This is a genomic window from Cytobacillus pseudoceanisediminis (assembly GCF_023516215.1).
Lineage (GTDB): Bacteria > Bacillota > Bacilli > Bacillales > Cytobacillaceae > Cytobacillus > Cytobacillus pseudoceanisediminis.
This window is the reverse complement of the sequence record NZ_CP097349.1, coordinates 1,736,268-1,762,183: the sequence shown is the minus strand read 5'-3', so window position 1 is coordinate 1,762,183 and position 25,916 is coordinate 1,736,268. Positions and strand designations below refer to the sequence as shown.

General features: G+C 40.4%; 30 protein-coding genes and 1 pseudogene. 20 read left to right on the top strand and 11 right to left on the bottom strand.

All coding sequences use genetic code 11. The annotated features are described in order from the left end of the window. Positions 1-2 precede the first annotated feature (2 nt). Genes M5V91_RS09415 through M5V91_RS09405 form a run of 3 tightly spaced genes read left to right on the top strand, consistent with a single transcriptional unit; the run spans position 3 to position 2,716 of the window. Positions 3-623: a flavin reductase family protein gene (locus M5V91_RS09415; RefSeq protein ID WP_284522040.1), complete on the top strand. Its 621-nt coding sequence runs from the start codon at positions 3-5 to the stop codon at positions 621-623. A 4-nt stretch (positions 624-627) separates the two neighbouring features. Next, complete coding sequence (locus M5V91_RS09410; protein ID WP_071157757.1) at positions 628-1,551, top strand: fumarylacetoacetate hydrolase family protein; 924 nt, start codon at positions 628-630, stop codon at positions 1,549-1,551. 10 nt (positions 1,552-1,561) lie between these two features. Then, positions 1,562-2,716: a homogentisate 1,2-dioxygenase gene (locus tag M5V91_RS09405; protein WP_284522039.1), complete on the top strand. Its 1,155-nt coding sequence runs from the start codon at positions 1,562-1,564 to the stop codon at positions 2,714-2,716. 41 nt (positions 2,717-2,757) lie between these two features. Here M5V91_RS09405 and M5V91_RS09400 read toward each other — a convergent pair whose 3' ends face one another. From M5V91_RS09400 to arcA, 4 genes are all read right to left on the bottom strand, one after another. Next, positions 2,758-3,612, bottom strand: a complete 855-nt coding sequence (locus M5V91_RS09400; RefSeq protein WP_019382980.1) for a DegV family protein — start codon at positions 3,610-3,612, stop codon at positions 2,758-2,760. Positions 3,613-3,919: 307 nt separating this feature from the next. Further along, positions 3,920-5,473 (bottom strand): ABC-F family ATP-binding cassette domain-containing protein, encoded by a 1,554-nt coding sequence (locus M5V91_RS09395; RefSeq protein ID WP_009334734.1) that lies wholly within the window; start codon positions 5,471-5,473, stop codon positions 3,920-3,922. Positions 5,474-6,106: 633 nt separating this feature from the next. Then, entirely contained in the window at positions 6,107-7,564 is a 1,458-nt protein-coding gene (gene katA, locus M5V91_RS09390) for a catalase KatA (RefSeq protein WP_019382982.1), read from the bottom strand. A gap of 295 nt (positions 7,565-7,859) precedes the next feature. Continuing rightward, positions 7,860-9,095: an arginine deiminase gene (gene arcA / locus M5V91_RS09385; protein WP_251175242.1), complete on the bottom strand. Its 1,236-nt coding sequence runs from the start codon at positions 9,093-9,095 to the stop codon at positions 7,860-7,862. A 348-nt stretch (positions 9,096-9,443) separates the two neighbouring features. Between arcA and M5V91_RS09380 the strand changes: the two genes are divergently transcribed. The 4 genes from M5V91_RS09380 to M5V91_RS30400 are packed head-to-tail and all read left to right on the top strand — an operon-like array spanning position 9,444 to position 11,630. After that, complete coding sequence (locus M5V91_RS09380; protein ID WP_009334731.1) at positions 9,444-10,634, top strand: glycine C-acetyltransferase; 1,191 nt, start codon at positions 9,444-9,446, stop codon at positions 10,632-10,634. A gap of 54 nt (positions 10,635-10,688) precedes the next feature. Continuing rightward, positions 10,689-10,991 carry an NAD-dependent epimerase/dehydratase family protein gene (locus M5V91_RS30410; RefSeq protein WP_369425951.1) on the top strand — a complete coding sequence of 101 codons (303 nt, stop codon included), beginning with the start codon at positions 10,689-10,691 and terminating at the stop codon, positions 10,989-10,991. After that, the gene (locus tag M5V91_RS30405) at positions 10,978-11,319 is read left to right on the top strand and encodes an NAD-dependent epimerase/dehydratase family protein (RefSeq protein WP_369425950.1); all 342 of its coding nucleotides are present in this window, start codon (positions 10,978-10,980) and stop codon (positions 11,317-11,319) included. Before M5V91_RS30410 ends, M5V91_RS30405 begins: the two co-directional genes overlap by 14 nt. Then, positions 11,310-11,630, top strand: a complete 321-nt coding sequence (locus M5V91_RS30400; protein WP_369425949.1) for a Rossmann-fold NAD(P)-binding domain-containing protein — start codon at positions 11,310-11,312, stop codon at positions 11,628-11,630. The genes M5V91_RS30405 and M5V91_RS30400 overlap by 10 nt, the downstream gene beginning before the upstream one ends. 33 nt (positions 11,631-11,663) lie before the next feature. Here M5V91_RS30400 and M5V91_RS09370 read toward each other — a convergent pair whose 3' ends face one another. Beyond that, complete coding sequence (locus M5V91_RS09370) at positions 11,664-12,407, bottom strand: arylamine N-acetyltransferase family protein (protein ID WP_019380006.1); 744 nt, start codon at positions 12,405-12,407, stop codon at positions 11,664-11,666. Positions 12,408-12,538: 131 nt separating this feature from the next. Between M5V91_RS09370 and M5V91_RS30395 the strand changes: the two genes are divergently transcribed. Beyond that, complete coding sequence (locus M5V91_RS30395) at positions 12,539-12,772, top strand: Rdx family protein (protein WP_341002335.1); 234 nt, start codon at positions 12,539-12,541, stop codon at positions 12,770-12,772. 241 nt (positions 12,773-13,013) lie between these two features. Here the strand turns inward: M5V91_RS30395 and M5V91_RS09360 are convergent, their stop codons facing one another. Next, positions 13,014-13,415 (bottom strand): Hsp20/alpha crystallin family protein, encoded by a 402-nt coding sequence (locus M5V91_RS09360; RefSeq protein ID WP_251157320.1) that lies wholly within the window; start codon positions 13,413-13,415, stop codon positions 13,014-13,016. Between the two features lie 92 nt (positions 13,416-13,507). Here M5V91_RS09360 and selA point away from each other — a divergent pair, with 92 nt between their 5' ends. After that, positions 13,508-14,911, top strand: a complete 1,404-nt coding sequence (selA, locus tag M5V91_RS09355; RefSeq protein WP_284522038.1) for an L-seryl-tRNA(Sec) selenium transferase — start codon at positions 13,508-13,510, stop codon at positions 14,909-14,911. A gap of 46 nt (positions 14,912-14,957) precedes the next feature. Here selA and M5V91_RS09350 read toward each other — a convergent pair whose 3' ends face one another. Continuing rightward, the gene (locus tag M5V91_RS09350) at positions 14,958-15,104 is read right to left on the bottom strand and encodes a small acid-soluble spore protein P (RefSeq protein ID WP_009334725.1); all 147 of its coding nucleotides are present in this window, start codon (positions 15,102-15,104) and stop codon (positions 14,958-14,960) included. 264 nt (positions 15,105-15,368) lie between these two features. Between M5V91_RS09350 and M5V91_RS09345 the strand changes: the two genes are divergently transcribed. Beyond that, entirely contained in the window at positions 15,369-15,626 is a 258-nt protein-coding gene (locus M5V91_RS09345) for a hypothetical protein (RefSeq protein WP_009334724.1), read from the top strand. 144 nt (positions 15,627-15,770) lie between these two features. Here the strand turns inward: M5V91_RS09345 and sspO are convergent, their stop codons facing one another. Beyond that, positions 15,771-15,920: a small acid-soluble spore protein SspO gene (sspO, locus tag M5V91_RS09340; RefSeq protein ID WP_009334723.1), complete on the bottom strand. Its 150-nt coding sequence runs from the start codon at positions 15,918-15,920 to the stop codon at positions 15,771-15,773. A 352-nt stretch (positions 15,921-16,272) separates the two neighbouring features. On the opposite strand from sspO, the gene acnA reads away from it, so the two are divergent. The 9 genes and pseudogenes from acnA to M5V91_RS09290 all read left to right on the top strand — a co-directional run bounded on the left by acnA (position 16,273) and on the right by M5V91_RS09290 (position 24,269). Then, complete coding sequence (gene acnA / locus M5V91_RS09335; RefSeq protein WP_009334722.1) at positions 16,273-18,981, top strand: aconitate hydratase AcnA; 2,709 nt, start codon at positions 16,273-16,275, stop codon at positions 18,979-18,981. Positions 18,982-19,080: 99 nt separating this feature from the next. Next, positions 19,081-19,497: a hypothetical protein gene (locus tag M5V91_RS09330; protein WP_254178954.1), complete on the top strand. Its 417-nt coding sequence runs from the start codon at positions 19,081-19,083 to the stop codon at positions 19,495-19,497. 55 nt (positions 19,498-19,552) lie between these two features. After that, entirely contained in the window at positions 19,553-20,074 is a 522-nt protein-coding gene (locus M5V91_RS09325; RefSeq protein WP_071158994.1) for a peroxiredoxin family protein, read from the top strand. A gap of 233 nt (positions 20,075-20,307) precedes the next feature. Then, positions 20,308-20,439 carry an FbpB family small basic protein gene (locus M5V91_RS09320; protein ID WP_026041570.1) on the top strand — a complete coding sequence of 44 codons (132 nt, stop codon included), beginning with the start codon at positions 20,308-20,310 and terminating at the stop codon, positions 20,437-20,439. 62 nt (positions 20,440-20,501) lie between these two features. Next, a complete protein-coding gene (locus tag M5V91_RS09315) occupies positions 20,502-20,645 on the top strand; it encodes an acid-soluble spore protein N (RefSeq protein WP_009334718.1) in 144 nt (47 codons plus the stop codon). A 153-nt stretch (positions 20,646-20,798) separates the two neighbouring features. Next, a complete protein-coding gene (tlp, locus tag M5V91_RS09310) occupies positions 20,799-21,041 on the top strand; it encodes a small acid-soluble spore protein Tlp (protein WP_009334717.1) in 243 nt (80 codons plus the stop codon). Positions 21,042-21,184: 143 nt separating this feature from the next. Continuing rightward, positions 21,185-23,496: pseudogene (locus tag M5V91_RS30935) on the top strand (AAA family ATPase). Positions 23,497-23,498: 2 nt separating this feature from the next. Next, positions 23,499-23,936: an acyl-CoA thioesterase gene (locus M5V91_RS09295; RefSeq protein WP_009334715.1), complete on the top strand. Its 438-nt coding sequence runs from the start codon at positions 23,499-23,501 to the stop codon at positions 23,934-23,936. 33 nt (positions 23,937-23,969) lie between these two features. Then, complete coding sequence (locus tag M5V91_RS09290; protein ID WP_009334714.1) at positions 23,970-24,269, top strand: hypothetical protein; 300 nt, start codon at positions 23,970-23,972, stop codon at positions 24,267-24,269. Positions 24,270-24,296: 27 nt separating this feature from the next. Here the strand turns inward: M5V91_RS09290 and M5V91_RS09285 are convergent, their stop codons facing one another. Beyond that, complete coding sequence (locus tag M5V91_RS09285; protein WP_009334713.1) at positions 24,297-24,590, bottom strand: HesB/YadR/YfhF family protein; 294 nt, start codon at positions 24,588-24,590, stop codon at positions 24,297-24,299. A gap of 98 nt (positions 24,591-24,688) precedes the next feature. On the opposite strand from M5V91_RS09285, the gene M5V91_RS09280 reads away from it, so the two are divergent. Then, complete coding sequence (locus tag M5V91_RS09280; RefSeq protein WP_071158999.1) at positions 24,689-24,949, top strand: hypothetical protein; 261 nt, start codon at positions 24,689-24,691, stop codon at positions 24,947-24,949. A gap of 95 nt (positions 24,950-25,044) precedes the next feature. Here the strand turns inward: M5V91_RS09280 and M5V91_RS09275 are convergent, their stop codons facing one another. Next, complete coding sequence (locus tag M5V91_RS09275; protein WP_009334711.1) at positions 25,045-25,419, bottom strand: CPBP family intramembrane glutamic endopeptidase; 375 nt, start codon at positions 25,417-25,419, stop codon at positions 25,045-25,047. 29 nt (positions 25,420-25,448) lie between these two features. After that, a complete protein-coding gene (locus M5V91_RS09270) occupies positions 25,449-25,856 on the bottom strand; it encodes a hypothetical protein (RefSeq protein ID WP_284522035.1) in 408 nt (135 codons plus the stop codon). Between the last annotated feature and the right edge of the window lie 60 nt (positions 25,857-25,916).

Genomic DNA, 25,916 nt, shown 5'->3' with positions numbered 1-25,916 from the left:
GTATGGAATTAAATCCTGCCAGTCTGGAATGGAATGACGCTTATAAGCTGCTGGTTGGTTCTATCCTGCCGCGTCCCATTGCGTTTGTTACCACTATGGATGCGGATGGAAATGTAAATGCAGCTCCATTTAGCTTTTTTACTGCCATATGTGCAGATCCGATGCTGATTTGTTTTTCTCCGATGCGAAAAGGGACAGATGGCTCTAAGAAAGACACACTTGCCAATATCGAAGAAACAAAGGAATTCGTTATTAACATAGTCAGTCAAGACTTTACAGAGAAGATGAATATTTGTGCAGCGGATTACCCGGCTGGTACAGACGAACTGGTCGCCGCTGGGCTCACTAAAGAAAAAAGTGCCGCTGTGAATCCTCCTCGGGTGAAAGAATCAAAAATTCACTTGGAATGCAGTCTCCATCAGGTACTTCATTTTGGAGAACGACCTGGCTCAGGAAGCCTGGTGATTGGTAAAGTGGAGCATGTGCATGTTGCTGAAGAGCTATATGAAAATGGAAGGATTAGTTCTGAGAAACTAAAGCCAGTTGGCCGAATGGCAGGACATATTTATACCAGGCCGATGACGGATGTATTTGAATTAATCCGAAAAACAGAGCCAAGGTGATGCTATGAAATTCATAACTTTTCAAAAATCAGATGGATCCATTAGAGCTGGCTGGCTGAAGAATAAGGAGTTTGCCGTTGATATGCATGAAGCGACCAATGGTGTTCTTCCCAAAACCATGCTGGCATTCCTGGAGAATCATGAATTTTTTATGGAATACTTATTAACCAGCAAAAAACTGAAGGACACTGATAGAGGGGTATATTCTTTATCGGAAGTCACCTTAAAAGCACCACTTCCAAATCCAAAAAGCTTCCGGGATTTCTATGCTTTCGAGGAACATGTAAAAACGGCAAGAGCTAACCGCGGACTTGATATGATACCCGAATGGTATGACATACCAGTTTTTTATTTCTCAAATCATTTAAGCATCAAGGGGCCGAATGAAGAAATTTCACGTCCCAGTCAGTGCAAATGGCTTGATTATGAGCTGGAAATTGCCTGTATCATTGGAAAAGAAGGAAGGGATATCAAAGCTTCTGAAGCGGATGATTATATTTTCGGTTATTGCATCTTGAATGATTGGAGCGCAAGAGACATTCAGCGCAAAGAAATGAAGGTAGGTCTTGGCCCTGCAAAAGGGAAGGATTTTGCCACTAGTACAGGGCCATATATCGTTACAAAAGATGAGCTGGAGCATTTCCGTGTTGAAAACGGCTATGATTTGCCGATGACAGCAAAAGTAAATGGAACTCTTCTCTCAGAGGGGAATATGCAGGATCTCTACTATTCTTTTTACGAAATGATTGAGCGGGCTTCTGATGGTGTAACCCTTTGCCCTGGTGAAATGATAGGCTCTGGGACTGTTGGGAGCGGCTGCATCCTTGAGCTTGGCACAGATGTGCACCGCTGGCTTGAACAAGGGGATGAAGTTGAGCTTGAGATTGGAAATCTGGGGGTCTTAAAAAATCGAATTGCAAACAAGTGAGGTGGAAAACATGTTTTATCGCCAAATGGGAAGAATCCCGCACAAACGGCATACGACTTTCAAAAAATCGGATGGAACCCTTTTCAGGGAACAGGTTATGGGGACAAAAGGTTTTTCCGGCACCCAATCCATTCTTTATCATCACTACATGCCGACAGAAGTAGCACGTACTGAGCTGATAGGAAAATATGTTCCCGAGTATGAGGAACAGGAAAGCTTGAAGCACCGCCATTTGTTTACAGATCAAATCGAAAAGAAAGGAAATGCACTTTCAGCACGGGAATATCTGCTTGGTAATGATGATCTTTTAATAGGCAGTATAAATATTACAGAGCCGATGAAGAGCTTTTACCGGAATGGTGATGGCGATGAGATGCTTTACATTCACTATGGAACAGGAAAAATTGAGACTATGTTCGGAACCTTAACCTATCGTCCGGGGGACTATGTCATAATTCCGATAGGCACTATTTACCGGGTGATTCCGGACAATGAGCAATTGACAAAAGTACTCCTGGTGGAGTCCTTCAGCCAAATTACAACACCAAGAAGATATCGAAATGAATATGGGCAGCTGCTCGAACATAGTCCTTTCTGTGAAAGAGATATTCGGGGACCAGAGACCTTGGAAACATATGATCAAAAAGGGGAACATGAAGTCATTACGAAAACAAGGGGATATTTGCATTCTCATATCCTGAATCATCATCCGCTTGATGTGGAAGGCTGGGACGGCTATCTCTATCCGTGGGTATTTAATATTGAAGACTTTGAACCGATTACTGGAAGGGTCCATCAGCCCCCGCCAGTTCATCAGACATTTGAAGGACATAATTTTGTTGTATGTTCTTTTGTTCCCAGATTATATGACTACCATCCAGAGGCCATCCCTGCCCCTTACTATCACAGCAATGTCAATAGTGATGAACTGCTTTATTATGTGGAAGGCAACTTTATGAGCAGAAAGGGTATCAGGGAAGGCTCCATCACTCTTCATCCGAGCGGGATTCCCCATGGCCCTCATCCCGGGAAGACTGAAGCAAGCATTGGCAAAAAGGAAACTCTTGAGCTTGCTGTTATGATTGATACATTCAGGCCATTAAAATTGGTGAAAAAAGCTAAGTTAATAGAAGATGAAAAGTACATGTATACATGGATTGAATAGAAAAAAGCACTTTCCCTTTTTCCGTAGGGAGAGTGCTTTTTTTACTTTTCATTCTGCCAAATGATGGCGATTGTACCTTCGCCTGCATGGGCAGCAATGGTTGAGCTTATTTCACCAATGATAATATCGAGGCGGGGAAAGTGTGATTTGATTTCCTCTGCCAGTTCCTCCGCTTTGCCCCGCACATTCCCATGCATGATTTGAACCTGAGGAATGGTGTGGCTTTCGTAAGCATCCCCGAGCAATTCTATCATTCTTTTAATTGCTTTTTTATCCGAACGGACTTTATCAAACAATTCAAACGCACCGTCCCGGTTAATGCGGATTATTGGCTTTATTTTTAATATGCTTCCCAGCAGATATTGTGTTCCTGACATTCTGCCGCCTTTATAAAATTGCTCAAGGCTGCCAAGCAAGATATAATTCTCAGATTTGTCTGCCTCACTTTGAAGGATTTCAGCAATCTTATGAACTGGCATTTCATTCTCAGCAAGCTTTAATCCTTTATAGATTAAAGACGTAATAGCATAAGACATGCATTTTGAATCAACTGCCGAAACAGGGAACCCTGCCAGCTCAGATCCGGCCAGGCAGCTGTTCATCGTACCGCTTAATTTGCTGGAAACATGTACAGCGACCGCAGCATCATATTCAATCTTCAATGTTTCAAATAGTTCAGCAAATCTCCCGGCAGAAGGCTGTGAAGTTTTAGGAACTTCTTTTTCAGTCCGGATCCGGCTGTACAGCTGATCTGTGTTTAAATCAATACCATCTTCAAATGACTCCTCACCGAATGTTATTAATAGAGGCACAATATAAACATCAGGGTGTTCGAGCAGATCCTCAGAAATATAAGCAGTGCTGTCTGTTATCCAGGCAATCTTCTTTTTTGTCATGGATGTTATAAGTCCTTTGCCAATTATTTTTCACCAAAATTAACCGCTTCCATTATTGAAAACTTCCCTTATTATACACGAAGAAATCATTGCCTGTATTGCTTTTGAGTGATCCATATATAGGAAATGGCCAGAGTATCTTAATAGAATGTTTATATGTAGCACTTGAAGGTAAATAAGAATTTTTTGTGAACAATGTTTGAACCTGATAAAATGGCGACCTGAAATGAAAAAACCCCTGCGCCGCAGGGGATTGTGATTGTATCTACTTTATTGACCTAATACCATTTAAACTTGTTTATTGAAATTAAAAAACTTTCGTAGTCCAATCCTCACAATTCCAAATATCGGTCGCAATTTCACGATAGAAATCAGGTTCGTGGGATACCATCAAGATACTTCCGCGATATGCCTTTAAAGCTCGCTTTAACTCTTCTTTTGCTTCCACATCCAAGTGGTTGGTAGGTTCGTCTAGAATTAATAAATTCGTTTCTGTGTTTAAAATTTTACACAATCGAACTTTGGCTTTTTCGCCGCCAGAAAGGACTTCGATTTTACTTTCAATATGTTTCGTCGTTAATCCGCATTTTGCCAGAGCAGCACGAACTTCAGCCTGATTCATACTTGGGAACTCGCTCCAAATCTCTTCAATACAAGTGTTGTAGTTGGCCTGCTTAACTTCCTGCTCGAAGTAACCGATGTATTGATACTCACCGCGTTCCACTTTACCCGAAATGGGACTAATCAATCCAAGAATACTTTTTAAAAGAGTAGACTTACCAATACCGTTAGCTCCCACGAATGCAATTTTTTGTCCGCGTTCCATTTTTAAATTCAGAGGGCGTGAAAGTGGTTCATTGTAACCAATAACAAGATCTTCAGTCGTGAAAATCCAGCGACTAGCTGCACGAGCTTCTTTGAAAATAAACTCTGGTTTCGGCTTCTCTCTCCCCAATTCAATAATTTCCATTTTGTCGAGCTTCTTTTGACGAGACATCGCCATATTACGAGTCGCAACACTTGCCTTGTTGCGAGCAACGAAATCCTTTAAATCAGCAATTTCTTGTTGTTGACGTTTGTATGCAGCCTCTAGCTGCTGCTTTTTCATTTCATATACTTTTAAGAAGTTATCATAGTCACCAACATAGCGATTTAACTCTTGGTTTTCCATGTGATAGATCAAGTTAACAACATTGTTCAAGAATGGAATATCATGTGAAATCAAGATAAATGCATTCTCATATTCCTGTAAATAGCGCTTCAACCATTCGATATGCTGTTCATCCAAATAGTTTGTAGGCTCGTCTAGTAATAGGATTTCAGGTTTTTCCAGCAAAAGCTTTGCTAGTAAAACTTTCGTACGCTGCCCACCGCTGAGATCATCTATATCACGATCAAGTCCAACATCGTCTAATCCTAGGCCACGAGCAACTTCCTCAACTTTTGAATTAATTTGATAGAAATCATTACTATCTAAAGTTTCTTGCAGCTCGCCAACTTCTGCAAGTAATGCATCGATATCAGCACCTTCATCACCCATTTTTGCATAAAGTTCATTGATCTCTGATTCAGCATCAAAAAGATATTGAAAAGCAGTACTCAAAGCGTCACGCATCGTAGTGCCCTTTTTAAGTACAGCATGCTGATCTAAGTAACCAACACGAACTTTTCGTGACCACTCAACTTTCCCCTCGTCGGGTTGTAACTTCCCGGTAACAATATTCATGAAAGTAGACTTACCCTCTCCATTTGCCCCAACTAGTCCAACGTGTTCACCTTTTAAAAGTCGAAAAGACACATCATTGAAAATCGCACGATCACCGAAACCGTGACTTAAATTTTGTACATTTAATACGCTCATTTTTTTACCCCTTCTCTAATATTCCATGTGGATATCTTACTAGATTTATACTGTTTTTTCTATCTAAAGTTATTTCTTGTGAAAAATGTAATTCGATTATTGGGATAAGTTGGAGTCTGCCCTTTCTTAATTAAAGGCTCTATTAAAGCTGGATGTTGATTTTATGGCATTGAAATATAGGCGGAAAGAATCTGCTAAATCATGGAATCCATATAATTCCCTGATTTAGCTATTATTTCTATTATTTCTATTTCCCAAATTAACCTTGAAGGACCATTTCCAAAGGGAGACCACCCGCGCTGCTTTCTCAATTTTAATATCCAGAGAATAAAAAGCCGCCATCATCAAGATGGTCCTGGACTTCGCCCATTTTTTCAAGATGCTCCTCATGCTCTTAAGGGGTGGCATCTGCCATTTTGGCTGTTGCTTCATTTAGTTCCTCCTCTTGCTTGTAATGGGCAGGGGGACAGGAAGCTTCTTTAGATGGACATGAAGCCAATCTTACACAAGGAAGACAAAGGATAACCAGGAAGGAAGTTATGTTGGGGGATCAGCAATAGGGGGCACACTAACACTTCACCCGGAAAAAAGGTGCCAATTAGGTTATTGGCACCTTTCGCTATTTTTAATGGTTCACTTAACTCCCTGCGGAACTGCCAGGCCAAGACCTTTAGCAATACGTGTACCATAATCAGGATCCGCTTTAAAGAAATGCTGTATCTGGCGATGCTTAATTTCTTCTTTTTCTACAGGCTTCATGGCAGCAACAATGTTTGCCACAAGACGGGAGCGTTCCTCTTCACTCATTAAGCGGTATAGATCACCGGCTTGTGTGTAGTGATCGTTATGATCATATGCAACACTTTCGGCTAAACCGGAAACAGGGTATGCAGCCTGCTTGTGCTCCGGTGCCTCAGTAGGTCCTCCAAAGCTGTTCGGCTCGTAATAAACAGAGCCTCCGCCATTGTTGTCAAAGCGCATCTGACCGTCACGCTGATAGTTTTGCACTTCGTTCTTAGGTCGGTTGATTGGCAGCATCTGATGGTTCGCACCTACGCGGTAGCGGTGTGCATCATGGTAGGCGAACAGACGGCCCTGGAGCATCTTGTCAGGTGAAACATCAATCCCCGGCACGAGCGTTCCAGGAGAGAAAGTAGCCTGCTCAACTTCAGCAAAGTAGTTTTCAGGGTTTTTATTCAGTACCATGCGTCCTACTTCGATTAATGGATAGTCTTTCTGTGACCATACCTTTGTTACATCGAATGGATCGAACCGGTAAGTATTCGCATCTTCAAGCGGCATGATTTGCACGCATAGCTTCCATGATGGGAAATCGCCATTCTCAATTGCATTAAATAAATCCTCTGTATGGTAATCAGGGTTTTCTCCAGCCATTTTCGCTGCAGCGTCCACGCTAAGGTTTTTAACGCCCTGTTCCGTTTTAAAGTGATACTTAACCCATACACCTTCACCTTGTTCATTTACCCATTTAAATGTATGGCTGCCGAATCCGTGCATATGTCTAAGGGTTGCAGGTATGCCGCGGTCTGACATTAAGATGGTTACCTGGTGCAGCGATTCAGGTGATAAGGACCAGAAGTCCCAAACGGCTGTCGGATTTTTTAAATGTGTCTTTGGATCACGCTTTTGTGTATGAATGAAGTCAGGGAATTTAATTGCATCCCGAATAAAGAATACAGGCGTATTGTTCCCTACAAGGTCGTAGTTGCCTTCTTCTGTATAAAACTTAACCGCAAAACCGCGTGGGTCGCGTACAGTATCAGCAGAGCCCAATTCACCCGCAACAGTTGAGAAACGGACGAATAAAGGAGTTTTTTTGCCTACTTCTGATAAGAATGCGGCTTTTGTATATTTAGTGAGGTCATTAGTAACTTCAAAATAGCCATGTGCGCCAGCACCTTTGGCATGAACTACCCGCTCAGGCACGCGTTCTCTGTTGAAATGGGCCAGTTTTTCCAGCAAGTGTACATCCTGAATCAAAGTAGGCCCTCTAGAGCCAGCTGTCATTGAATTTTGGTTGTCGCCAACAGGGGCGCCCCAGCTTGTAGTTAGATTATTCTTATTTGTCATTCTATAATCACCTCATAAAAGTTTAATAGCTTGCTACATTCATAATGATAACATTTCTCAATGTAAAATCAATACTTTTTTATAATTATTATAAATAAAGATAAGTTCTTAAGAAGAATCTCTTATAAAAAGAGGAGGAGAATGCTTGTTTTTAACGGCATTAGTATATTTATATTTGCGTTTTTTCTTAAAAGAACTGGTTTTTTCGGAAGGATGGGAGCAGAAGGGGGATGTTCATGTAAATTTAGAGGATCCATATGAAAAAATCGGGCGGTATAAGGAACCGCCCGATTTACTAGCTAATATTTTCTCTTATTATCGGCATGCTCATGCATCTTGGGCCACCCCGTCCTCTTGAGAGTTCTGAGCTGAGAATTTCAATGACCTCAACCCCATTTTGACGGAGGATGTCGTTTGAGACATAATTCCGGTCATAAGTTACAACTACACCGGGAGCGATGGCGAGTGTATTGGATCCATCATTCCATTGTTCGCGTGCCGATGCAATCGGGCAGCCTCCTCCACAAGGGATTAACACTATTTCATCAAGATTAAGAACTTCTTTTAATGTTACCTTCAAAGAGTTTTTCTCTGTAATTTTAAGAAGATCTGAATTCTCCTCCTGTTCCAGTATGTAAATCTTCATACTGCCATCTCTATCTTCAATAGCAGGATGGTAGGTGAATTTATCGTGGTCAATCATTGTAAATACAGTATCCAGGTGCATGAATGCACGGATTTTGGGGATTTCAACTGCCACAACTTTTTTAATGGATTTCTGGCGGGTGAATAGTTCCCTTGCAAGTTTTTCTATCCCTTGTGCAGAAGTTCTTGCGCTGACGCCAATGGCGACTACTTCATCGCTCAATATCAGTTCATCTCCACCTTCTAGTGAGTAAAGATCATCACGTTTAAAGTAAGCAGGAATTTCATGTTTATTAAAACGGGGATGATGATTCATGATGTAGTCCATAAAAATGGACTCCCGTCTCCTTGCGGGTTCATGCATTCGATTAATGGTAATGCCTTCACCTATTACCGCAGCAGGATCCCGGGTAAAATAAAGGTTGGGCATTGGGTCCAGATAAAAAGGATAATGATCAGGCATCAGTTCATGAAGATGAATTTTCTTATCCTGATCAATATCCGATTTTACGACACCTGACATCACTTTCTTTACCAGCTCATCAGGCGGAAGAGATAAGAGATAATCTTTTACAGTTTCGTAGGAACCATTTATATTCGATTGACTTTCCCATAAGACCTTTTCAATAAAAGACATTCTTGTCTCGTCTAGCTGTATGGCTTCTGTCATCAATTTATCGAGATATAAGACCTCAATTCCCCGATTGCTTAGTATATTGGCGAAATAATCATGTTCTTTTTGAATGGCAGGCAAAAAGGGGATGTCATCGAATAAAAGTCTTTTCAAATATTGAGGTGTGAGATTTTCAATTTCCTTACCCGGCCTATGCAGAAGGACCGTCTTTAATTCTCCAATTTCCGAAGTTACATTTAACGGATGTTTCATTATTAATACCTCCAAAGGCTAAATGCCTGACCTATTGTTCTATGTTTGATTGGTTCCCTGTGTATTCATAGAGTAAACAGATCAATTTTGCGCATATTTATTCAATACAGCAAAAATGTGCCGGGTAAATTTTTTCAAATTAAAAGGGCAAACTACATATCAGGCAATCTTAGTGAAACTGAAAGAAAATCTGTCCTTCATAAGTGTACAAATTGAAAAAATGTGTTAAAGTATAAATTGAAAAACCTTTACATAGCTTTATTTGCTTAATGAAATAATGTCCGTGCTGAAAATACAGTTGTGTATGAGTTGGCGACATTCAATAAAAATGAACTGGGGGATACTGAGATGACCAGCAAAATTTTAGATTCTTTTTTACAGGAAAACCTGGAGGATTTAAAGGATAGAGGACTTTACAACGTAATCGACCCTCTTGAAAGCCCAAATGGCCCTATAATCAAAATCAATGGAAGAGAACTAATCAATCTTTCATCCAATAACTATTTAGGTTTGGCAACTGATGAAAGACTTAAAAAATCTGCCATCGAAGCAATTGAGAAATATGGGGTTGGAGCAGGTGCTGTCCGTACTATAAATGGAACGCTTGAACTTCACACAAAACTTGAAGAAAAGCTTGCTGAGTTCAAACATACAGAAGCAGCCATCGCATACCAATCTGGTTTTAATTGTAACATGGCGGCTATTTCAGCTGTTATGGATAAAAATGATGCTATTCTGTCTGATGAATTAAACCATGCCTCCATTATTGATGGATGCCGTCTATCGAAAGCTAAGATTATTCGAGTAAATCATTCTGATATGGAAGATTTACGGGCAAAAGCGAAGGAAGCAAAAGAATCTGGACAGTACAACAAAATCATGATCATTACTGACGGCGTTTTCTCAATGGATGGGGACATCGCAAAGCTTCCTGAGATCGTGGAGATCGCCGAAGAATTTGATCTGATCACTTATGTGGATGATGCGCACGGTTCAGGAGTACTTGGAAAAGGAGCAGGGACTGTAAAGCACTTCGGCCTTTCCGATAAAATCGATTTCCAGATCGGAACACTTTCTAAGGCAATAGGTGTTGTTGGTGGATATGTGGCCGGCAAAAAGGATTTGATTGATTGGCTGAAAGTCCGCAGCAGACCATTCCTATTCTCAACATCTTTAACACCTGCTGATGTAGCAGCAAGCACGAAAGCCATTGAGCTGCTTATGGAAAGCACAGAGCTGAATGAAAAGTTATGGGAAAATGCCAATTACCTTAAGGATGGTCTGGAAAAATTAGGATTTAATATTGGCGACAGTGAAACACCAATCACTCCTTGTATTGTTGGAGATGAAGTAAAAACACAGGAATTCAGCAAAAAACTCAATGAAGAAGGCGTTTATGCGAAATCAATCGTCTTCCCTACTGTCCCAAGGGGAACGGGACGTGTCAGAAATATGCCTTCTGCAGCACATACGAAAGAAATGCTGGATCAGGCTATTGCAATTTATGAAAAAGTCGGCAAAGAAATGGGAATTATTTAAGTTTGACTATAAAGCAAAATCTATAAGGCAAAGAGGAAATGTTGGAGGAATAAAATGAAACGAATTATGATTACTGGAGCTTTAGGTCAGATTGGCTCTGAACTAACCTTGAAATTAAGAGAAATCTATGGAACAGACAATGTTATTGCAACAGACATCAGAAAAAATGAGTCTGAAGCTGCCCAATCAGGACCGTTTGAAATGGTTGATGTTACTGATGCAAAATCAATGCTGGATACGGCTAAAAAATATAATGTGGATACAGTTATCCATATGGCAGCCCTGTTATCAGCAACAGCTGAAGCCAACCCAGTATTTGCATGGAATTTAAATATGGGGGCTTATGAATGCACTTGAAACGGCTAGAGAGTGCAGCGCACAATTCTTTACGCCGAGCTCCATTGGCGCATTTGGTCCTTCTACGCCAAAAGACAACACACCGCAGGATACTATTCACCGCCCAACTACTATGTATGGCGTGAACAAGGTTGCGGGCGAATTACTGTCTGATTACTACTATTACAAGTTTGGTGTTGATACTAGAGGCCTGCGATTCCCTGGTTTAATCTCTTATGTTACTCCTCCAGGGGCGGAACGACTGATTACGCTGTTGAGATCTACTATGAAGCGATTAAAAATGGCCGCTATACTTCTTATATCGACCAGGGCACATATATGGATATGATGTATATGCCGGATGCATTAAATGCTATCGTTGATTTAATGGAAGCCGATGCAGATAAACTCAGTCACCGCAACTCCTTCAATGTAACTGCAATGAGTTTTGAACCTGAACAGATTGCGGCAGAGATCAGAAAGCATATTCCTGGGTTTGAAATTTCCTATGAAGTTGATCCTGTGCGCCAGGCGATTGCCGACAGCTGGCCAAATTCGATTGATGCAAGTGCAGCAAAAGAAGAGTGGGGATTTAAAGCAGACTTCGATTTAGCCAAGATGACTGCTGATATGCTTGATAAACTAAGAACAAAATTATGATAAAGCAAAAGGGACGCCGTATGGCTGTCCCTTTTATAGTTTTATATTGAATTGCTTGCGGAGGAATTCCCTTTTTTCCTCCTCGGTTAGTTCATATTTTTCTTTTGTGCCCGCTTCAGACTTAGTGACAGTCAATCCTGAGAGTGTAACACGGCCATTCTTTGTCGCAATAGTGGCCAGGTCGCCATGTGTAAAATGGGATTCAGGAGAAGTCTGATTGAAAAAACATGCATCATGAAAGTCATTCAGCTGCCTTGGCTTATCAGAAAAACGGTAAAGAATTCTCCATTTACCATCCTCAAGTCTTTGAAGATCATAAATTCCTTCACCGGACTCTCTTATCCGGTAAGTTCCGCTTACATCAGTTTTTTCCTCACCCGTTAAAGGTAAAGGCTGCCTGACGGAATCACCAAATCCTACGTCCACCAAATAAGGAATTTGGTTTAATAAAACCAGTATGGCTGCATGGGAATCTTCTCTGACCCATCCATCCGGCTTTTTGACGGTGCAGGAAATCAAGTGGGATTGAAATCCCAGTTCTGACAGCAGATGTTGAAATAGACCGTTTAATTCATAACAAAAGCCTCCCCGGCTTCTTTCAAGAATTTTTTCAAAAAACGCATCTGTGTCAAGCATAATAGGAATTTTTCTTGTTACATCCAAGTTTTCAAAAGGAATTTTGTGCATATGGCTGCTCTGAAGTTCTTTCAGATATTCAAGATCAAGATTACGTTCAGCCGATACTGCAATGCGTTTTAAGTATTTCTCTGCATCCATAAGATCACTCCATAAATTTTTTCTTTTTTAGCGATTAAGAAGGAAAAATAAATCAATTTGCAGTAATGAAATAGTTATACTAAAATGTCATTATATTTACATTTTAGCAAATTACACACGGGGGTTTAAATATGGCATATGAAGTAACTGTTGAATTTTGCATGATGTGAAACTACGCACCAAAAGCCGCGAGTTTCGCGGAAGAACTTTTTACACATTTTCGCTCTGATATTTCAAAAATGGAACTGGTTCCAAGTAAAGGCGGAGCTTTTGAAGTGACAGTAAATGGAGAAAAGCTTTATTCTAAGCTCGATACTGGCATTTTTCCTAAAACCAAAGAAATTATTGATAAGATGCAGGGATAACCTGCCAAACCTTCTCCCCAGGGAGGAGGTTTTTTACTGATCCATAACATTTTATCGCAGTCTAACGGGCAGTAAGACTCCCACTTCAAGACTCAGAGGAATCAATGGAGGATAAGTGGGGGTCAAACTGCCCGTAAAGGCCCGATTGGTTCAATTAACAATCAGTGGGGGATAAAACACCACTGATTGAAGTTTCACTATATGTAAACAAAGGGCAGAAAGGCTACCTCTATCTCAGTTTTCAATTGATGCTGATATCTCTATCGCATCCTGGCCCAGCTTCATTTTTATTTATAAAAATTTCTAATATCTCATTGGAAAAATTTGCACTTACCCTGTTTTTAATAACTGAAAAAGGCAGCTTAACTTTCCGCATACATGGCTGGCCGCAGCGAATCGGGTCAGTTTCATCTATTTTAACCGCTTTAATGATCACCGTGTTTTCCTTTAAGGAAACGGTTACATCTTTTGAAACGCATCCTGTTAAGAGCGCCTCAACAATAATTTCCGCTTCCGTATCATATAAGTCGATGCGAAAAGTAATTTGATCCAAATACGATGACAGCGGGTCCAGATAATAATCCTCCATCCATTTTTCCAATTTATCCAAATTAAACGGATGGAAATCTTCCTTTTTGTTCAATTTCAAAACCCCTTGTTTCAATCTATAGTATTCATTTCATGCAAAATAGTGAAAAATGATATAATAATCAGGCAAGTGCTGGAGGGATCTTAATGAAAAGTACAGTCAGAAATATTTTACCGGTTCATGAACTGCAAAAAGACCGGCGTTTTACCCATTTAATGAAACAGTATGGACTTGACTTTATACATACAACAAATATTTTAAAAGAGGTAATTTCTGAAATCAGGAATAACATTCTTGAAGGGAATTGGACGGGCGAGGAGCCTGGTACGGAAAAATTTACGGAAGATATATTTAAAAAAGCAGAAGAGGTAATCAATGTTCGGTATGGATATACTCTTAAAAGGGTTATCAATGCCACTGGCACTATTCTTCACACTAATCTTGGCCGAGCGCGTTTAAGCAAATCAGCAGCTGAACATATGCTTGAAATTGCCATGAACTATTCCAATTTGGAATATAACCTGTGCGAAGGAGCCCGGGGATCCAGGCATAGTCACCTGGAAAGCCTGGTCAAAGAGCTGACAGGAGCAGAAGCAGCGATGGCAGTTAACAATAATGCTGCTGCCGTTTATATCATCCTAAAAGCTCTTGCAGAAGAAAAAGAAGTAATAGTTTCCCGCGGTCAGCTTGTTGAAATCGGAGGCTCCTTCAGGGTATCAAGCATAATGGAAGAGAGCGGTGCAAAGCTTGTTGAAGTGGGAACAACGAATAAAACCCACTTAGAAGATTATAAACAAGTGATCAATGAAGATACAGCCATGATTATGAAGGTACATACGAGCAATTTTAAAATAATAGGTTTTACCAAAGAAGTTGGAACTGACGAACTAGCCCAGCTATCTAAAGAAAAAAATATCATATTCTATGAAGATTTGGGCAGCGGTGCACTATTTGATTTTAAAAGCAAAGGAATCGGTAATGAGCCAGCCGTAAGTGATGTGATAAAAATGGGGGCAGATATCGTTTCTTTTAGCGGGGACAAGCTTTTAGGCGGCCCGCAGGCAGGCATTATTGCCGGGAGAAAGGACTTAATCGAAAAACTGAAGAAACACCAGCTTGCCCGGGTACTTCGAGTTGATAAAATGACAATTGCAGCGCTCGAAGGCACGCTTATTGATTACTTAAAAGGGGAAGAGGGGCTGAAAAATATTCCGGTAGTCCATGATGTAATGACGACAAGTGAGGAACTCGAAACGAGAACTGCACAATTTCTTCACAGATTACAAGCAGCTGCGAAGGATTATGAATGCTCTATGAGAAAAAGCACAGGGCAAGTTGGGGGAGGAACAATGCCTGATGTTGAACTGCCTTCCTGGATTGCCGTTTTAAAGCACCGGCGTTACTCACCGGAACATATTGGCCGACAATTAAGAATTAATTGTACTCCTTCCATAATAGTGAGGATACATAAAGAAGAAGTACTGATTGACCTGCGGGCAGTAACTGTAAATGAAGAGGACATCATTATAAAAGCATTAACTGCTATTTAATTTTTGCAGCTGCCTGATTTTAAGGCAGCTGCTTTTTGATTAAACTTTACATATCATGGTGGGAATTATGTTTTTGTCTGGTATGGTTCCGGTTTTTCACTTTTTTTGAGCCGCTTAAAGGTTCAGGCTGTCCATCGTTATTATGCCCTTTGGGTGCATTTTTTCGCATATCTTTGCCGTTGTTTTTATTCATTTTTTGATGCCCTCCTCATAATATAGGATGCTGACTTCCGCTCCAGGCAGCGTCCATACTGTGCTGCCGTCTTAAGGCTCTGGGTAACCAAGATAGAAGGTGAAACTCATCTTCCTCTCATGTGTTAGTGTGGCTCTTTTCCATGGAAAATTGCCTTGCAAATTGTGGCTGAAATTCAAGATTTCCACCTGAGTGATTTGGCGGAATATTTTATGGTTCTATTGCGCAATTTAATGGTACAAATTTTATTAGGAGTGAAAAAGCATGCCATATCATAAAGATAAACAGCAGGCATTTCAGGCAGCGCAGCAGGGAATGGAAGATGCACAGGAGCTTTATGCTGAAATTGTAAAAGATTCTGCCAGTTACGGCCATCAGCTTAAACATCTTAAGCAGGAGGTAAATGAAGCGTACGCTCAAATTGAAAATGCACTTGAGGTTGCATCCGATCATCAGCGGGCACAATTGGAGAGATTCCAGCAGGACTTGCGGTCCATGGTTGATGATGTGAACCAATACTAGAATGTTATGAATTGAAGGGAATAAAGTTTCACCTAAAAACCCGGCTGCGACCAGCCGGGTAATTTACTTTAAAATCATGGTCTCGCAAAGAGCCTGCCTCCTCGAGGTGTCCTGAGTTGGGCAAGGCGTTTCCGCATTCCTTATTTACTGATTCTTCTTCCTCTTTTTATTATTTTGCTTTTGCGCTTCTGTTAGGGGTTCATTGGCAAATTCCTCATTGTATCCGGTGCCCATGCCCTGCCCTTTTGCATCATTCATACCCTCTATAATATGATTAGCCTTTCTTTTAGCCATAGCGAATCACCTCCGTATTATTATTTTTCCGTGAATGATGTCAATTTATGTTGTTTTTTAGATAAGAGATTCCTCTTTTTCGTTTTATCAGTATAATAACTAAGCTAGAACGGGTTTTATCCTCTAATTGAAAAACGCTATCAATTAGGGCGTTTAAAAGGCTTATTGTAATATATAAGAATTTGTGATAAGAAAAACTTATCAAAAACAATAACTTTCTTGTTATTTACTTATATAACAGGTTGTATTAATATAGGAATTGTGAGAAAAGTAAGGATGGATGAAAATTCAAACTTTTCGACAATTACCTAACACTTGGTATATGATGTTTATTGAAAGAGGGGTAATACATTTGGCAAAGAATGATGTGTTCAATTCCCGCAAATCCTTTGATCTGGACGGGAAGCGCTATCATTACTATCATTTAGGCGCTCTGGAAGAAGCTGGAGTAGGTAATGTTTCCAAATTGCCTTATTCTATTAAGGTATTATTGGAATCAGTACTTCGTCAATATGACGGCCGTGTAATTACAAAAGAGCATGTTGAAAACCTTGCAAAATGGGGAACTTCTGAAGTAAAAGAAGTAGATGTTCCTTTCAAACCATCACGTGTAATTCTGCAGGACTTCACTGGGGTTCCGGCAGTAGTTGACCTGGCTTCATTGCGTAAGGCAATGGCTGACATGGGTGGGGACCCTGACAAAATCAATCCTGAGAAGCCGGTTGATCTAGTTATCGACCACTCTGTACAGGTAGATAAGTATGGTACTCCTGATTCTCTTGAAGCCAACATGGAGCTTGAATTCGAGCGCAATGCTGAGCGCTACCAGTTCTTGAGCTGGGCACAAAAGGCATTTGACAACTATCGTGCAGTTCCGCCTGCAACAGGTATTGTTCACCAGGTAAACCTTGAGTTCCTTGCGAATGTTGTTCATGCTCTTGAAACAACGGAAGGTGATTTTGAAACTTTCCCTGATACTCTTGTAGGTACTGACTCCCATACAACCATGATCAACGGTATCGGCGTTCTTGGATGGGGTGTAGGAGGTATTGAAGCTGAAGCAGGTATGCTGGGACAGCCTTCATATTTCCCTGTGCCTGAAGTTGTAGGGGTTAAGCTTACTGGCGAGCTTCCTAACGGAACAACTGCTACTGACCTTGCATTAAAGGTAACCCAGGTACTGCGCAGCCAGGGAGTGGTTGGCAAGTTTGTAGAATTCTTCGGCCCTGGTGTTACACAGCTTCCATTGGCTGACCGTGCTACAATTGCTAACATGGCACCAGAATACGGAGCTACTTGCGGATTCTTCCCTGTTGATGCGGAAGCTCTGGATTACATGCGCCTGACTGGACGTCCAGAAGAGCAAATCAAAATTGTGGAAAAATACTGCAAAGAAAATGGAATGTTCTTTGATCCAGCTCTAGAGCCAGTATATACGAATGTAGTTGAAATCAATCTTGCCGAAATCGAAGCGAACCTTTCAGGTCCTAAGCGTCCACAGGACTTAATTCCGCTTTCAGCTATGAAAAAGGAATTCAATGACGCTATCACAGCTCCTCAAGGCAACCAGGGATTCGGTTTGGATAAGAAAGAAATCGACAAAGAAATCACTGTTGAGTTTGCAAATGGCGATTCAACCAAGATGAAAACGGGTGCTGTTGCCATTGCGGCAATCACTAGCTGTACAAATACTTCAAACCCTTATGTTTTAGTTGGTGCAGGTTTAGTGGCGAAAAAGGCAGTTGAACTTGGAATGGAAGTTCCTAAGTTCGTAAAAACTTCCTTGGCTCCGGGATCTAAGGTTGTTACTGGATACCTGCGTGATTCAGGACTTCTTCCATACATGGAACAGCTTGGATTCAACCTTGTAGGGTATGGCTGTACAACATGTATCGGTAACTCAGGTCCATTAAGAGAAGAAATCGAAAAGGCTGTAGCTGAAAGCGATCTTCTTGTAACATCTGTTCTTTCCGGTAACCGTAACTTTGAAGGGCGTATCCATCCGCTTGTAAAAGCTAACTACCTGGCTTCTCCGCCATTAGTAGTCGCTTATGCACTAGCTGGAACAGTCGATATCGATCTTCAAAACGAGCCAATCGGAAAAGACAAGAATGGCAACGATGTCTTCTTTAACGATATTTGGCCATCTACTGCTGAAGTTAATGAAGTGGTTAAACAGACTGTTACACCTGAATTGTTCCGTAAAGAATATGCGCATGTATTTGATGACAATGCCCGCTGGAACCAAATCCAGACAAGCAATGAGCCGTTATATTCATTTGATGATAATTCAACATATATCCAGAATCCTCCGTTCTTTGAAGGCTTAACTCCTAATGCTGATGAAGTTAAACCTTTATCAGGATTGCGTGTTGTCGGCAAGTTCGGTGATTCTGTCACAACTGACCATATTTCTCCGGCAGGTGCGATCGGCAAGGATACACCAGCAGGAAAATACCTTCGCGAGAACGGTGTTGAACCACGCGACTTTAACTCTTATGGATCCCGCCGCGGTAACCATGAAGTTATGATGCGCGGTACATTTGCAAACATCCGTATCCGCAACCAGATCGCACCAGGTACAGAAGGCGGTTTCACAACATACTGGCCAACTGGCGAAGTAACTTCCATCTATGATGCTTGCATGAAATACAAGGAAGATGGAACTGGCTTAGTAGTTCTTGCCGGCAAAGACTATGGAATGGGATCTTCCCGTGACTGGGCTGCAAAAGGTACGAACTTGCTTGGAATTAAAACAGTTATTGCTGAAAGCTATGAGCGTATCCACCGCTCCAACCTTGTTCTAATGGGTGTTCTACCGCTTCAGTTCAAGGCAGGCGAAAGTGCAGAAACTCTTGGCTTGTCAGGTAAAGAAACGATCGATGTTCAAATCGACGAAAATGTTAGACCGCGTGACTTTGTTAAGGTTACAGCTACAGATGAAAACGGCAATCAGACTACTTTTGAAGCTCTTGTTCGTTTCGACTCTGAAGTTGAAATTGATTACTACCGTCACGGCGGAATCCTGCAAATGGTTCTTCGTGATAAATTGGCAAATTAATTTAAAAAACCGCTATGTGCTCGTTCACATAGCGGTTTTTTATTTACAAAATATACGGGCTTAGGTATCCTAAATGTATATTAACTTTGGGGGGTGACATTGGATGCTTTTTTGATTGGACCTTTAATAGTAAAGTATGAATGGGTTTTAGTCCTGCTATCAGGTATCGTTGCTTATTTTACTATTGCAAATGTATTAAGAGACCAAAAGGAATATAAAAAAATCTTTCTGAATGTCATGCTCAATTCAATGCTCTTTGGCTTTTTCACTTATAAGTTTAGTTCAATTCTCTTTCAAACCGAAAATATTCTAAGCAGCCCTATAGGGATTTTATATTTCTCAGGTGGAAGGAAAGGAGCCATTTTAGGGACTTTATTGGCACTTACCTATATAGTAATGGAAATTAAGAAATACAAATATCCGCTCAAAAAATGGATGTATGGAATTGTTTACGGATCTGTCACATATATGCTGTCTTATTGGCTGTTCAGAACCTTATTAATTTTGCTTTTCTAGGTTAAAATACAATCAAGGAAGCAAAAAGGTTTTAATAGCCGGGAGGGAAAACAGCATGTTCAAAAAATTATTTGCAGCAGCTGTGTTATTATTAATTACTACTGCAATATTTGTAGTACAGGCAGTTGAAAAAGATGAAGTCGAGAGTCATCCCGTTAATCAGACTGGTTTAGGAATTGGCTTGAAAGCCCCAGATTTTGAATTGAAAAACCTTCAGGGGGAAACAGTAAAGCTCTCAGATTATAAAGGAAAGAAAGTTATGCTTAACTTTTGGGCAACATGGTGTCCTCCATGTAAAGCTGAAATGCCTGACATCCAAAAATTCTATACTCAAAAGGGAAATCAAGTTGCTATCTTAGCAGTGAACATTGATCCACAATCTGATGTTGCCGGTTTTGCGGAAGAAATGCGAGTGAATTTTCCCATACTGCTTGATGTAGATGAAAAAGTATCTAATGCCTATCAGATAATGACGATTCCTACCACTTTTTTTATTGATGAAGAAGGAATTATCCGGAATAAATACTTAAGTGCGATGTCCCTAGAAATTATGAATCAGTATATAGATGAAATGTAAGAACATCTGCAAAGAGCAGATGTTTTTTATGTATAGGTTTACACCGCTATAAAAAAGGACATGAAATTAGAAGAGTGATTTTTATGAATATTTTACCAATAAAAGCGAACCTTATGTACTTTTTTCACGTATTGTGGATATATGCGGATTAAATTTTCGAAAAGTTGTAATAATTTAAAGAGTTTCTGGAGATAATGACTGTTACAATGGTATTAAAGGAAGGTGAAAGATTTATGAGAAAGCCTAGAAAACGCTCCTTTGCTGAATTAGTTTCAGAAAATAAACGCCAGCTTCTTAAAGACCAAGATGCAATGGAAAAAATCGAAGAACGCCTCGAGCTTAAACGTCTTAATAAGGCCGAATAGAATTACTTGCCATTCATGAAACTCTCTGCATTTGACCATACTTAAAATGAGGAGGGATATCAATGAGTAATCAAAAAAGACACCCTAATCATTTTGCTCCGAACCATATTGGTACACAATCACGCGGATTTGGCGGCAACAAAGGCAAAAAAATGCAGGACAAATCCGGACAGCATGCACAAGTAATTCAAACTAAAGGCGAATAATTGTAATTAACCTGCCGTTTCATTTTCGGCAGGTTTTTTGTTTCAAAATTCAGGCATACCACAGGCAAGCTGCCCACACATTACCGCCAATATTTTTCTTGTTCTTTCACAAACTAATTTTGTACCATCACCTAATAAAGGGAGGAACAAACCATGGCACATAACAGACCAAATCCAGATGACCGCAGCGATAACGTTGAAAAGCTTCAATCCATGATCGTTCATACTATCGAGAATATGGACGAAGCTGAAGAATCAATGAAGTATGCAAATGCAGAAGATCTTGCAAGGATTGAAGCAAAAAATGAACGCCGCAGGGAAAGCCTTGCTTCATTCCGTTCAGAAATAAAGGACGAATATCAGGCACAGCAGAACGGCAATAACGTTGAACAATAATTATTAGCATCCTATAAAGACCTGATCCAGTGTGATTAGGTCTTTTTCTGCTGGAAGGTCATGATAAGAAGCTCATCCTTATAGATAATTACAGAAATATGGTAAGATAAGTTGTGGAAACTAAGAAGAAGAAGTGATAATCGATGACACAGCAGAAAAGACAGGCAAAACCGGCAGAGGGTCAGGCATATCATTGGAAAAATGAGCTTGATCAATACGGATACATACAAAATGAAGCAGAATTGCTTAATGTTATTAAAAACATCAATGAAAAGGCAGATCCCGGACTGCTTTCGGAATTACTGACCATTGCCGCTATTTCACGGTTAAGCAGGTATACAGATGATACTCTTGCCAGTGCATGGCTGCAAAAAGCTGTTGAACTGGACAATGGCAATAGTATGGCGGCTGCCCAATTGGGAAAATCGGAATGGAAAAATAAAAGCAATCTTCTTGAAACCCTGACTTTCCCGCCGATTCGGGAGACCGATAACAGGGCAGCAAAAAAGAAGACAGCTGAGCAATTTATAGAAATTTGCAGAAGCTTTATCAACAAATCAGATGATGAGTTAGAAGATCTGCAGAAAAAGCAGCATGCCTATGAGGATGTGGAATACCGGAAGCTGACTGAAATACTTGAAAAAGCTATTGAAGAAACAGCTTTTCTTTTAAAAGCATCTGAAGAATATGAGCAATCTATATCCGGTGTTTTTCATACTTCAACCTACTACACCGATATGAAAAAGCACTTGAATGCCATTAACAGACTTAAAGGTGAATGGAAAGAGATATTTGATGCGGAGGAAGAAGAATCTGATTTATCAAAAGATCCCTTGGATGAACTTAATGAAATGGTTGGCCTGCACTCGGTCAAAAGCAGAGTTCATGACTTTTACCGTTTTTTAAAATATCAAAACGAACGTAAGTCACTTGGTTTTCAAACGAAAGATGAACTTAGCCTCAATATGATACTAACTGGCAATCCAGGTACAGGCAAAACAACTATTGCCCGGCTTTTAGCAAAGATTTATCATAGCCTGGGTGTATTGCCGCGGGAAGAAGTGATTGAAGCAGATCGGTCACAGCTGGTTGGCGGATTTGTCGGGCAAACAGAGGAAAATGTCAGGGCGGCAGTTGAAAAGGCAATCGGTGGGGTGCTGTTCATTGATGAGGCGTACAGCTTAAAGCGTGAGGGACAGACAGGCAGCGATTATGGACAAACAGCCATTGATACTCTTGTATCGCTGATGACCGGGACTGAATATGGGGGAAGTTTGCGGTTATCATGGCCGGTTATCCAGAAGAGATGAGACAATTTCTGGACAGCAATCCTGGCCTTCGGAGCCGTTTTCCAGAGTCAAATTTTATTGCACTGCCTGATTATTCTAATGTGGAGCTTCTCCAGATTGCTGAAAAGCTGTCTGCGGATAATGATTATGTCCTTACGGAAGGAGCAAAGCAGGAACTGGGCAAACGAATTGAAAAAGAGCGGGTTGATGATACGTTCGGAAATGCCAGGACCGTCAGAAACATTGTTCTTGATGCCATTTTTAGAAAAGGCTCCCAAGCTAAAATGAACGAAAACATCATGTCATATACACTCCTGGAAAAAGAAGATTTTGAAAGTGAAGAAGAAGAAAAGGTAATGAATCCTCAAGAGCAGCTTGCCCAGTTAATCGGACTTGAAACAGTCAAAACAGAAGTTCAAAACTTAGTGTCATTTGTTAAGATGCAGCAGCTGCGCCGTGAAAGAGGGCTACCTGTAGTCCCTATCCAGCTGCATTCAGTATTTACCGGTAATCCGGGGACAGGGAAAACGACTGTAGCCAAGATTTATGCAGAATTGCTGGAGGAATGCGGATTTCTTAAACGAGGACATTTGATGGTTGCGAGCCGTGCGGATTTTGTAGCTGGCTATGTAGGCCAAACCGCCATCAAAACAAAGAAAAAGATAAGAGAGGCATTAGGTGGCGTCCTATTCATCGATGAGGCCTATTCACTTCTTTCCCAGACATCAGGAGATTTCGGAAAAGAAGTCATCGATACATTAGTGGATGAAATGACAAAACATAACGAAAATCTTGTCGTTGTTTTAGCAGGCTATCCAAATGAAATGGAGAAGCTATTGTCAAGCAATCCCGGGTTAAAGTCCCGATTTAAAAAGTTCTTTCATTTTAAGGATTATTCAACGGCAGAGCTCTTGGAAATAATAATTTCGTATGCTGGACAATATGAATATACGCCTACGGAAGAAGCGAGGGACTACCTTAACCGCACTTTATCAAAGATCGAAATAAATGGGAACGGACGTTTTGCCGCCAACCTTGCGGATGAGGCGATTCAGGCACAGGCAATGAGAATTGTATCAGCAATTGATGAGGATATTGAGCAGGTTAGCATTTTGGAAAAAGAAGATTTCGAAATCGCTTTAAATAAGATAAGCAAAGGGGAATAGGTATGCTCATTTCAACAAAAGAAATAGAAGTAAGGTATGCAGAAACAGATCAAATGGGAGTCGTGTATCACGCCAATTATCTGGTTTGGATGGAGCTTGGCCGGACACAGATCATAAAAGACCTTGGATTCAGTTATGCTGAAATGGAGAAGGATGGCATCATTTCGCCTGTTCTGGATATCCTGGCTTCCTACAAGAAACCATTGCGCTACGGTCAAACCGCGACGATAAAAACGTGGATTGAAGAGTATGACGGGTTCCGCGTCAGCTATGGATATGAAATATACAATGATGAAGGAGACCTTGCAGTAACAGGCTTGTCCAAGCATGTTTGCGTCAAAAAGGATAATTTCCGGCCGATATCAATTAAAAAGAAATATCCTGATTGGCATGAAGCATATGAAGAAGCTAAAAAGCAGCCTGAGAGTGCTGTCAAATAATTTTGCCTGCTGCTTAAAGGATGGAGAAAATATATGGCATTCGGTCTTCGCAGAAAAGATCTTCAGGAATGGAAGATGAAAATTGATCGTGGAGAAATTGCTTTTTTAACCCATTATTGGATAGATGATCGTTTCCCAGGCTGTAAAACGGTCACAAAGGTCGGATGTTCGGATCTGAAGAAATTGATAGAATGGGGAGAAACACATGGCCTAAAGCCTGAGTGGATTGATTATCGTAATGATGGGTACTCGCACTATGATTTGATTGGTGCCAGGCAGAAAGAAATCCTTGAAAAGGAAAAGCTTTGGGAGCAGCTGGAAAGGCTGAAATGAAAAAGAAGCAGGCCGGATCTGCTTCTTTTACCCATTGTTATATTTGAATTCAGGTTCCTGTGCTTTCTCATTAAATGTCACCAATAAATCATGATTATCAAAGTACCATAAGTCCTTTTCTTCAATAAAATAAGTAATTCCGTTTTTTTCAGTCTGGACTCCTGCGTTATGTGGGTGTTCATTAGAGACTCCTAATGAAAATCCCTGCTGGACAGTACTGCACCCGCCATATCTTGCAAAAAAGCGGACGAAGTCACCCTTATTCAAGAGCATTTCCTCCTGATACCATTGGGCAGCCTGATCTTCAATATGTATGTTCATTTGAAATTCCTCCTCCTGGGTGATAGTCATATTATAGGCTAGTTTTTCTTTATGCGCGAATATAATGTTTTCATAAAATGAATTGATGGGGTGATTAGATGAATTCATTTCGTTTTTTTAATATCTTAGGTGCCGCTCTGTTTACAGGCATAGCCCTCCAGGTGTTCATTCAAACGGATGGTACTAAAAAATTAACTGAATCAGGGATTTTTTTAACTGTATCAGCTCTATTGTATTTTGCCCTTACATTTATCTTTCATAAAAGCAAAAATCTTTTCGTCCCCCTGATGGCAGTTTTGGGTCTGCTTTCTGTTGGCATGGTTTTTCTTCAGGAGCTGGTATTTGGAGGAGGACATTAATAATTTGGCAAAGTAGGATGTGTATCCAGCTATGCTTATTAAGCTACTTTAATCCTATACATAAAAAGGACTTGCTGCTGTCAGAAGTCCTGCTTTTAACCTGGAAAAGGGATGAATCCGCTTAGAATCATAAATACATTCATGGCAATATGCCATATGACAGCCGGAAAAATGCTTCGGGATTTTACTGTAATGGCGGCATAAAAAACTCCGCCAAAAGCAAACAGCAGACATGAGATAAAAGAGTAGCCTAGCATTATATGGGAAAAACCGAACGCCAGCCCAGAAAAAAGGACAGCTGTCTTTTCTCCTGAAAGCTCCGACATTCTGGATAAGATGATTCCTCTCCATAAGAGCTCTTCCATCATTCCATTAATGATGGAGAAACCAATCAGGAAAATGATAAAGTCCCTGGTTAAGGAGTTTTCAGCTAAAAAAATTGAATACGCAAATGAAGCAAAATTAATCATGATAGCAACCACAAGAAAATGTTTTATTTTTAATGAATGGAAGCCGCTCCATATGAATGGAAAAAATATTTGGGAATTCCAATCCGGCTTCCGCCAAAAAGGAATGGCAGTTTTGTTAAATTTTTTGAGATATAAACAAGAAGAAGGATAGGGATCAACAGTAGAATCCGATTGAAAATCATTAAAATGAAGTGTTGAAAAGACAGTGCATCTAGCATTTTATCGCCGTAAAGAAACAGTAGACTGCCTGTTAAATACCCTGCAATGATCCAGGGAAAAACACGTTCCTGCTCTGAAGTGAATAGTAAAAAAATGATAAGCCCAAAACAAAGTATGAAAGCGAAAGCAAAAAGTTTGTATTGAAAAAGCAATATTGCAGCTGTGAATATACATAATTGCAAATAAGGAAAAGACTTATTAACATAAGCGGTTTTCATGATCAGACCTCCTTTGCCTACAAAATATTTTACCATTTTTTACACAAAAAAAGCGCCAAA

Coding starts and splice junctions, on each gene's coding strand:
- M5V91_RS09325 (WP_071158994.1), top strand. CDS start 19,553: ATGTTCAAAAAATTATTTGCAGCAGCTGTGTTATTATTAATTACTACT.
- sspO (WP_009334723.1), bottom strand. CDS start 15,920: ATGGCTAAAAGAAAGGCTAATCATATTATAGAGGGTATGAATGATGCA.
- M5V91_RS30405 (WP_369425950.1), top strand. CDS start 10,978: ATGAATGCACTTGAAACGGCTAGAGAGTGCAGCGCACAATTCTTTACG.
- M5V91_RS09405 (WP_284522039.1), top strand. CDS start 1,562: ATGTTTTATCGCCAAATGGGAAGAATCCCGCACAAACGGCATACGACT.
- M5V91_RS09275 (WP_009334711.1), bottom strand. CDS start 25,419: ATGATTAATTTTGCTTCATTTGCGTATTCAATTTTTTTAGCTGAAAAC.
- M5V91_RS09320 (WP_026041570.1), top strand. CDS start 20,308: ATGAGAAAGCCTAGAAAACGCTCCTTTGCTGAATTAGTTTCAGAAAAT.
- M5V91_RS09295 (WP_009334715.1), top strand. CDS start 23,499: ATGCTCATTTCAACAAAAGAAATAGAAGTAAGGTATGCAGAAACAGAT.
- M5V91_RS09410 (WP_071157757.1), top strand. CDS start 628: ATGAAATTCATAACTTTTCAAAAATCAGATGGATCCATTAGAGCTGGC.
- M5V91_RS09315 (WP_009334718.1), top strand. CDS start 20,502: ATGAGTAATCAAAAAAGACACCCTAATCATTTTGCTCCGAACCATATT.
- M5V91_RS09395 (WP_009334734.1), bottom strand. CDS start 5,473: ATGAGCGTATTAAATGTACAAAATTTAAGTCACGGTTTCGGTGATCGT.
- M5V91_RS30410 (WP_369425951.1), top strand. CDS start 10,689: ATGAAACGAATTATGATTACTGGAGCTTTAGGTCAGATTGGCTCTGAA.
- tlp (WP_009334717.1), top strand. CDS start 20,799: ATGGCACATAACAGACCAAATCCAGATGACCGCAGCGATAACGTTGAA.
- M5V91_RS09370 (WP_019380006.1), bottom strand. CDS start 12,407: ATGGATGCAGAGAAATACTTAAAACGCATTGCAGTATCGGCTGAACGT.
- arcA (WP_251175242.1), bottom strand. CDS start 9,095: ATGAAACATCCGTTAAATGTAACTTCGGAAATTGGAGAATTAAAGACG.
- M5V91_RS09350 (WP_009334725.1), bottom strand. CDS start 15,104: ATGAATAAAAACAACGGCAAAGATATGCGAAAAAATGCACCCAAAGGG.
- M5V91_RS09380 (WP_009334731.1), top strand. CDS start 9,444: ATGACCAGCAAAATTTTAGATTCTTTTTTACAGGAAAACCTGGAGGAT.
- M5V91_RS09415 (WP_284522040.1), top strand. CDS start 3: ATGGAATTAAATCCTGCCAGTCTGGAATGGAATGACGCTTATAAGCTG.
- M5V91_RS09290 (WP_009334714.1), top strand. CDS start 23,970: ATGGCATTCGGTCTTCGCAGAAAAGATCTTCAGGAATGGAAGATGAAA.
- M5V91_RS09400 (WP_019382980.1), bottom strand. CDS start 3,612: ATGACAAAAAAGAAGATTGCCTGGATAACAGACAGCACTGCTTATATT.
- M5V91_RS09345 (WP_009334724.1), top strand. CDS start 15,369: ATGCCATATCATAAAGATAAACAGCAGGCATTTCAGGCAGCGCAGCAG.
- M5V91_RS30400 (WP_369425949.1), top strand. CDS start 11,310: ATGGATATGATGTATATGCCGGATGCATTAAATGCTATCGTTGATTTA.
- selA (WP_284522038.1), top strand. CDS start 13,508: ATGAAAAGTACAGTCAGAAATATTTTACCGGTTCATGAACTGCAAAAA.
- M5V91_RS09270 (WP_284522035.1), bottom strand. CDS start 25,856: ATGAAAACCGCTTATGTTAATAAGTCTTTTCCTTATTTGCAATTATGT.
- M5V91_RS09280 (WP_071158999.1), top strand. CDS start 24,689: ATGAATTCATTTCGTTTTTTTAATATCTTAGGTGCCGCTCTGTTTACA.
- katA (WP_019382982.1), bottom strand. CDS start 7,564: ATGACAAATAAGAATAATCTAACTACAAGCTGGGGCGCCCCTGTTGGC.
- M5V91_RS09285 (WP_009334713.1), bottom strand. CDS start 24,590: ATGAACATACATATTGAAGATCAGGCTGCCCAATGGTATCAGGAGGAA.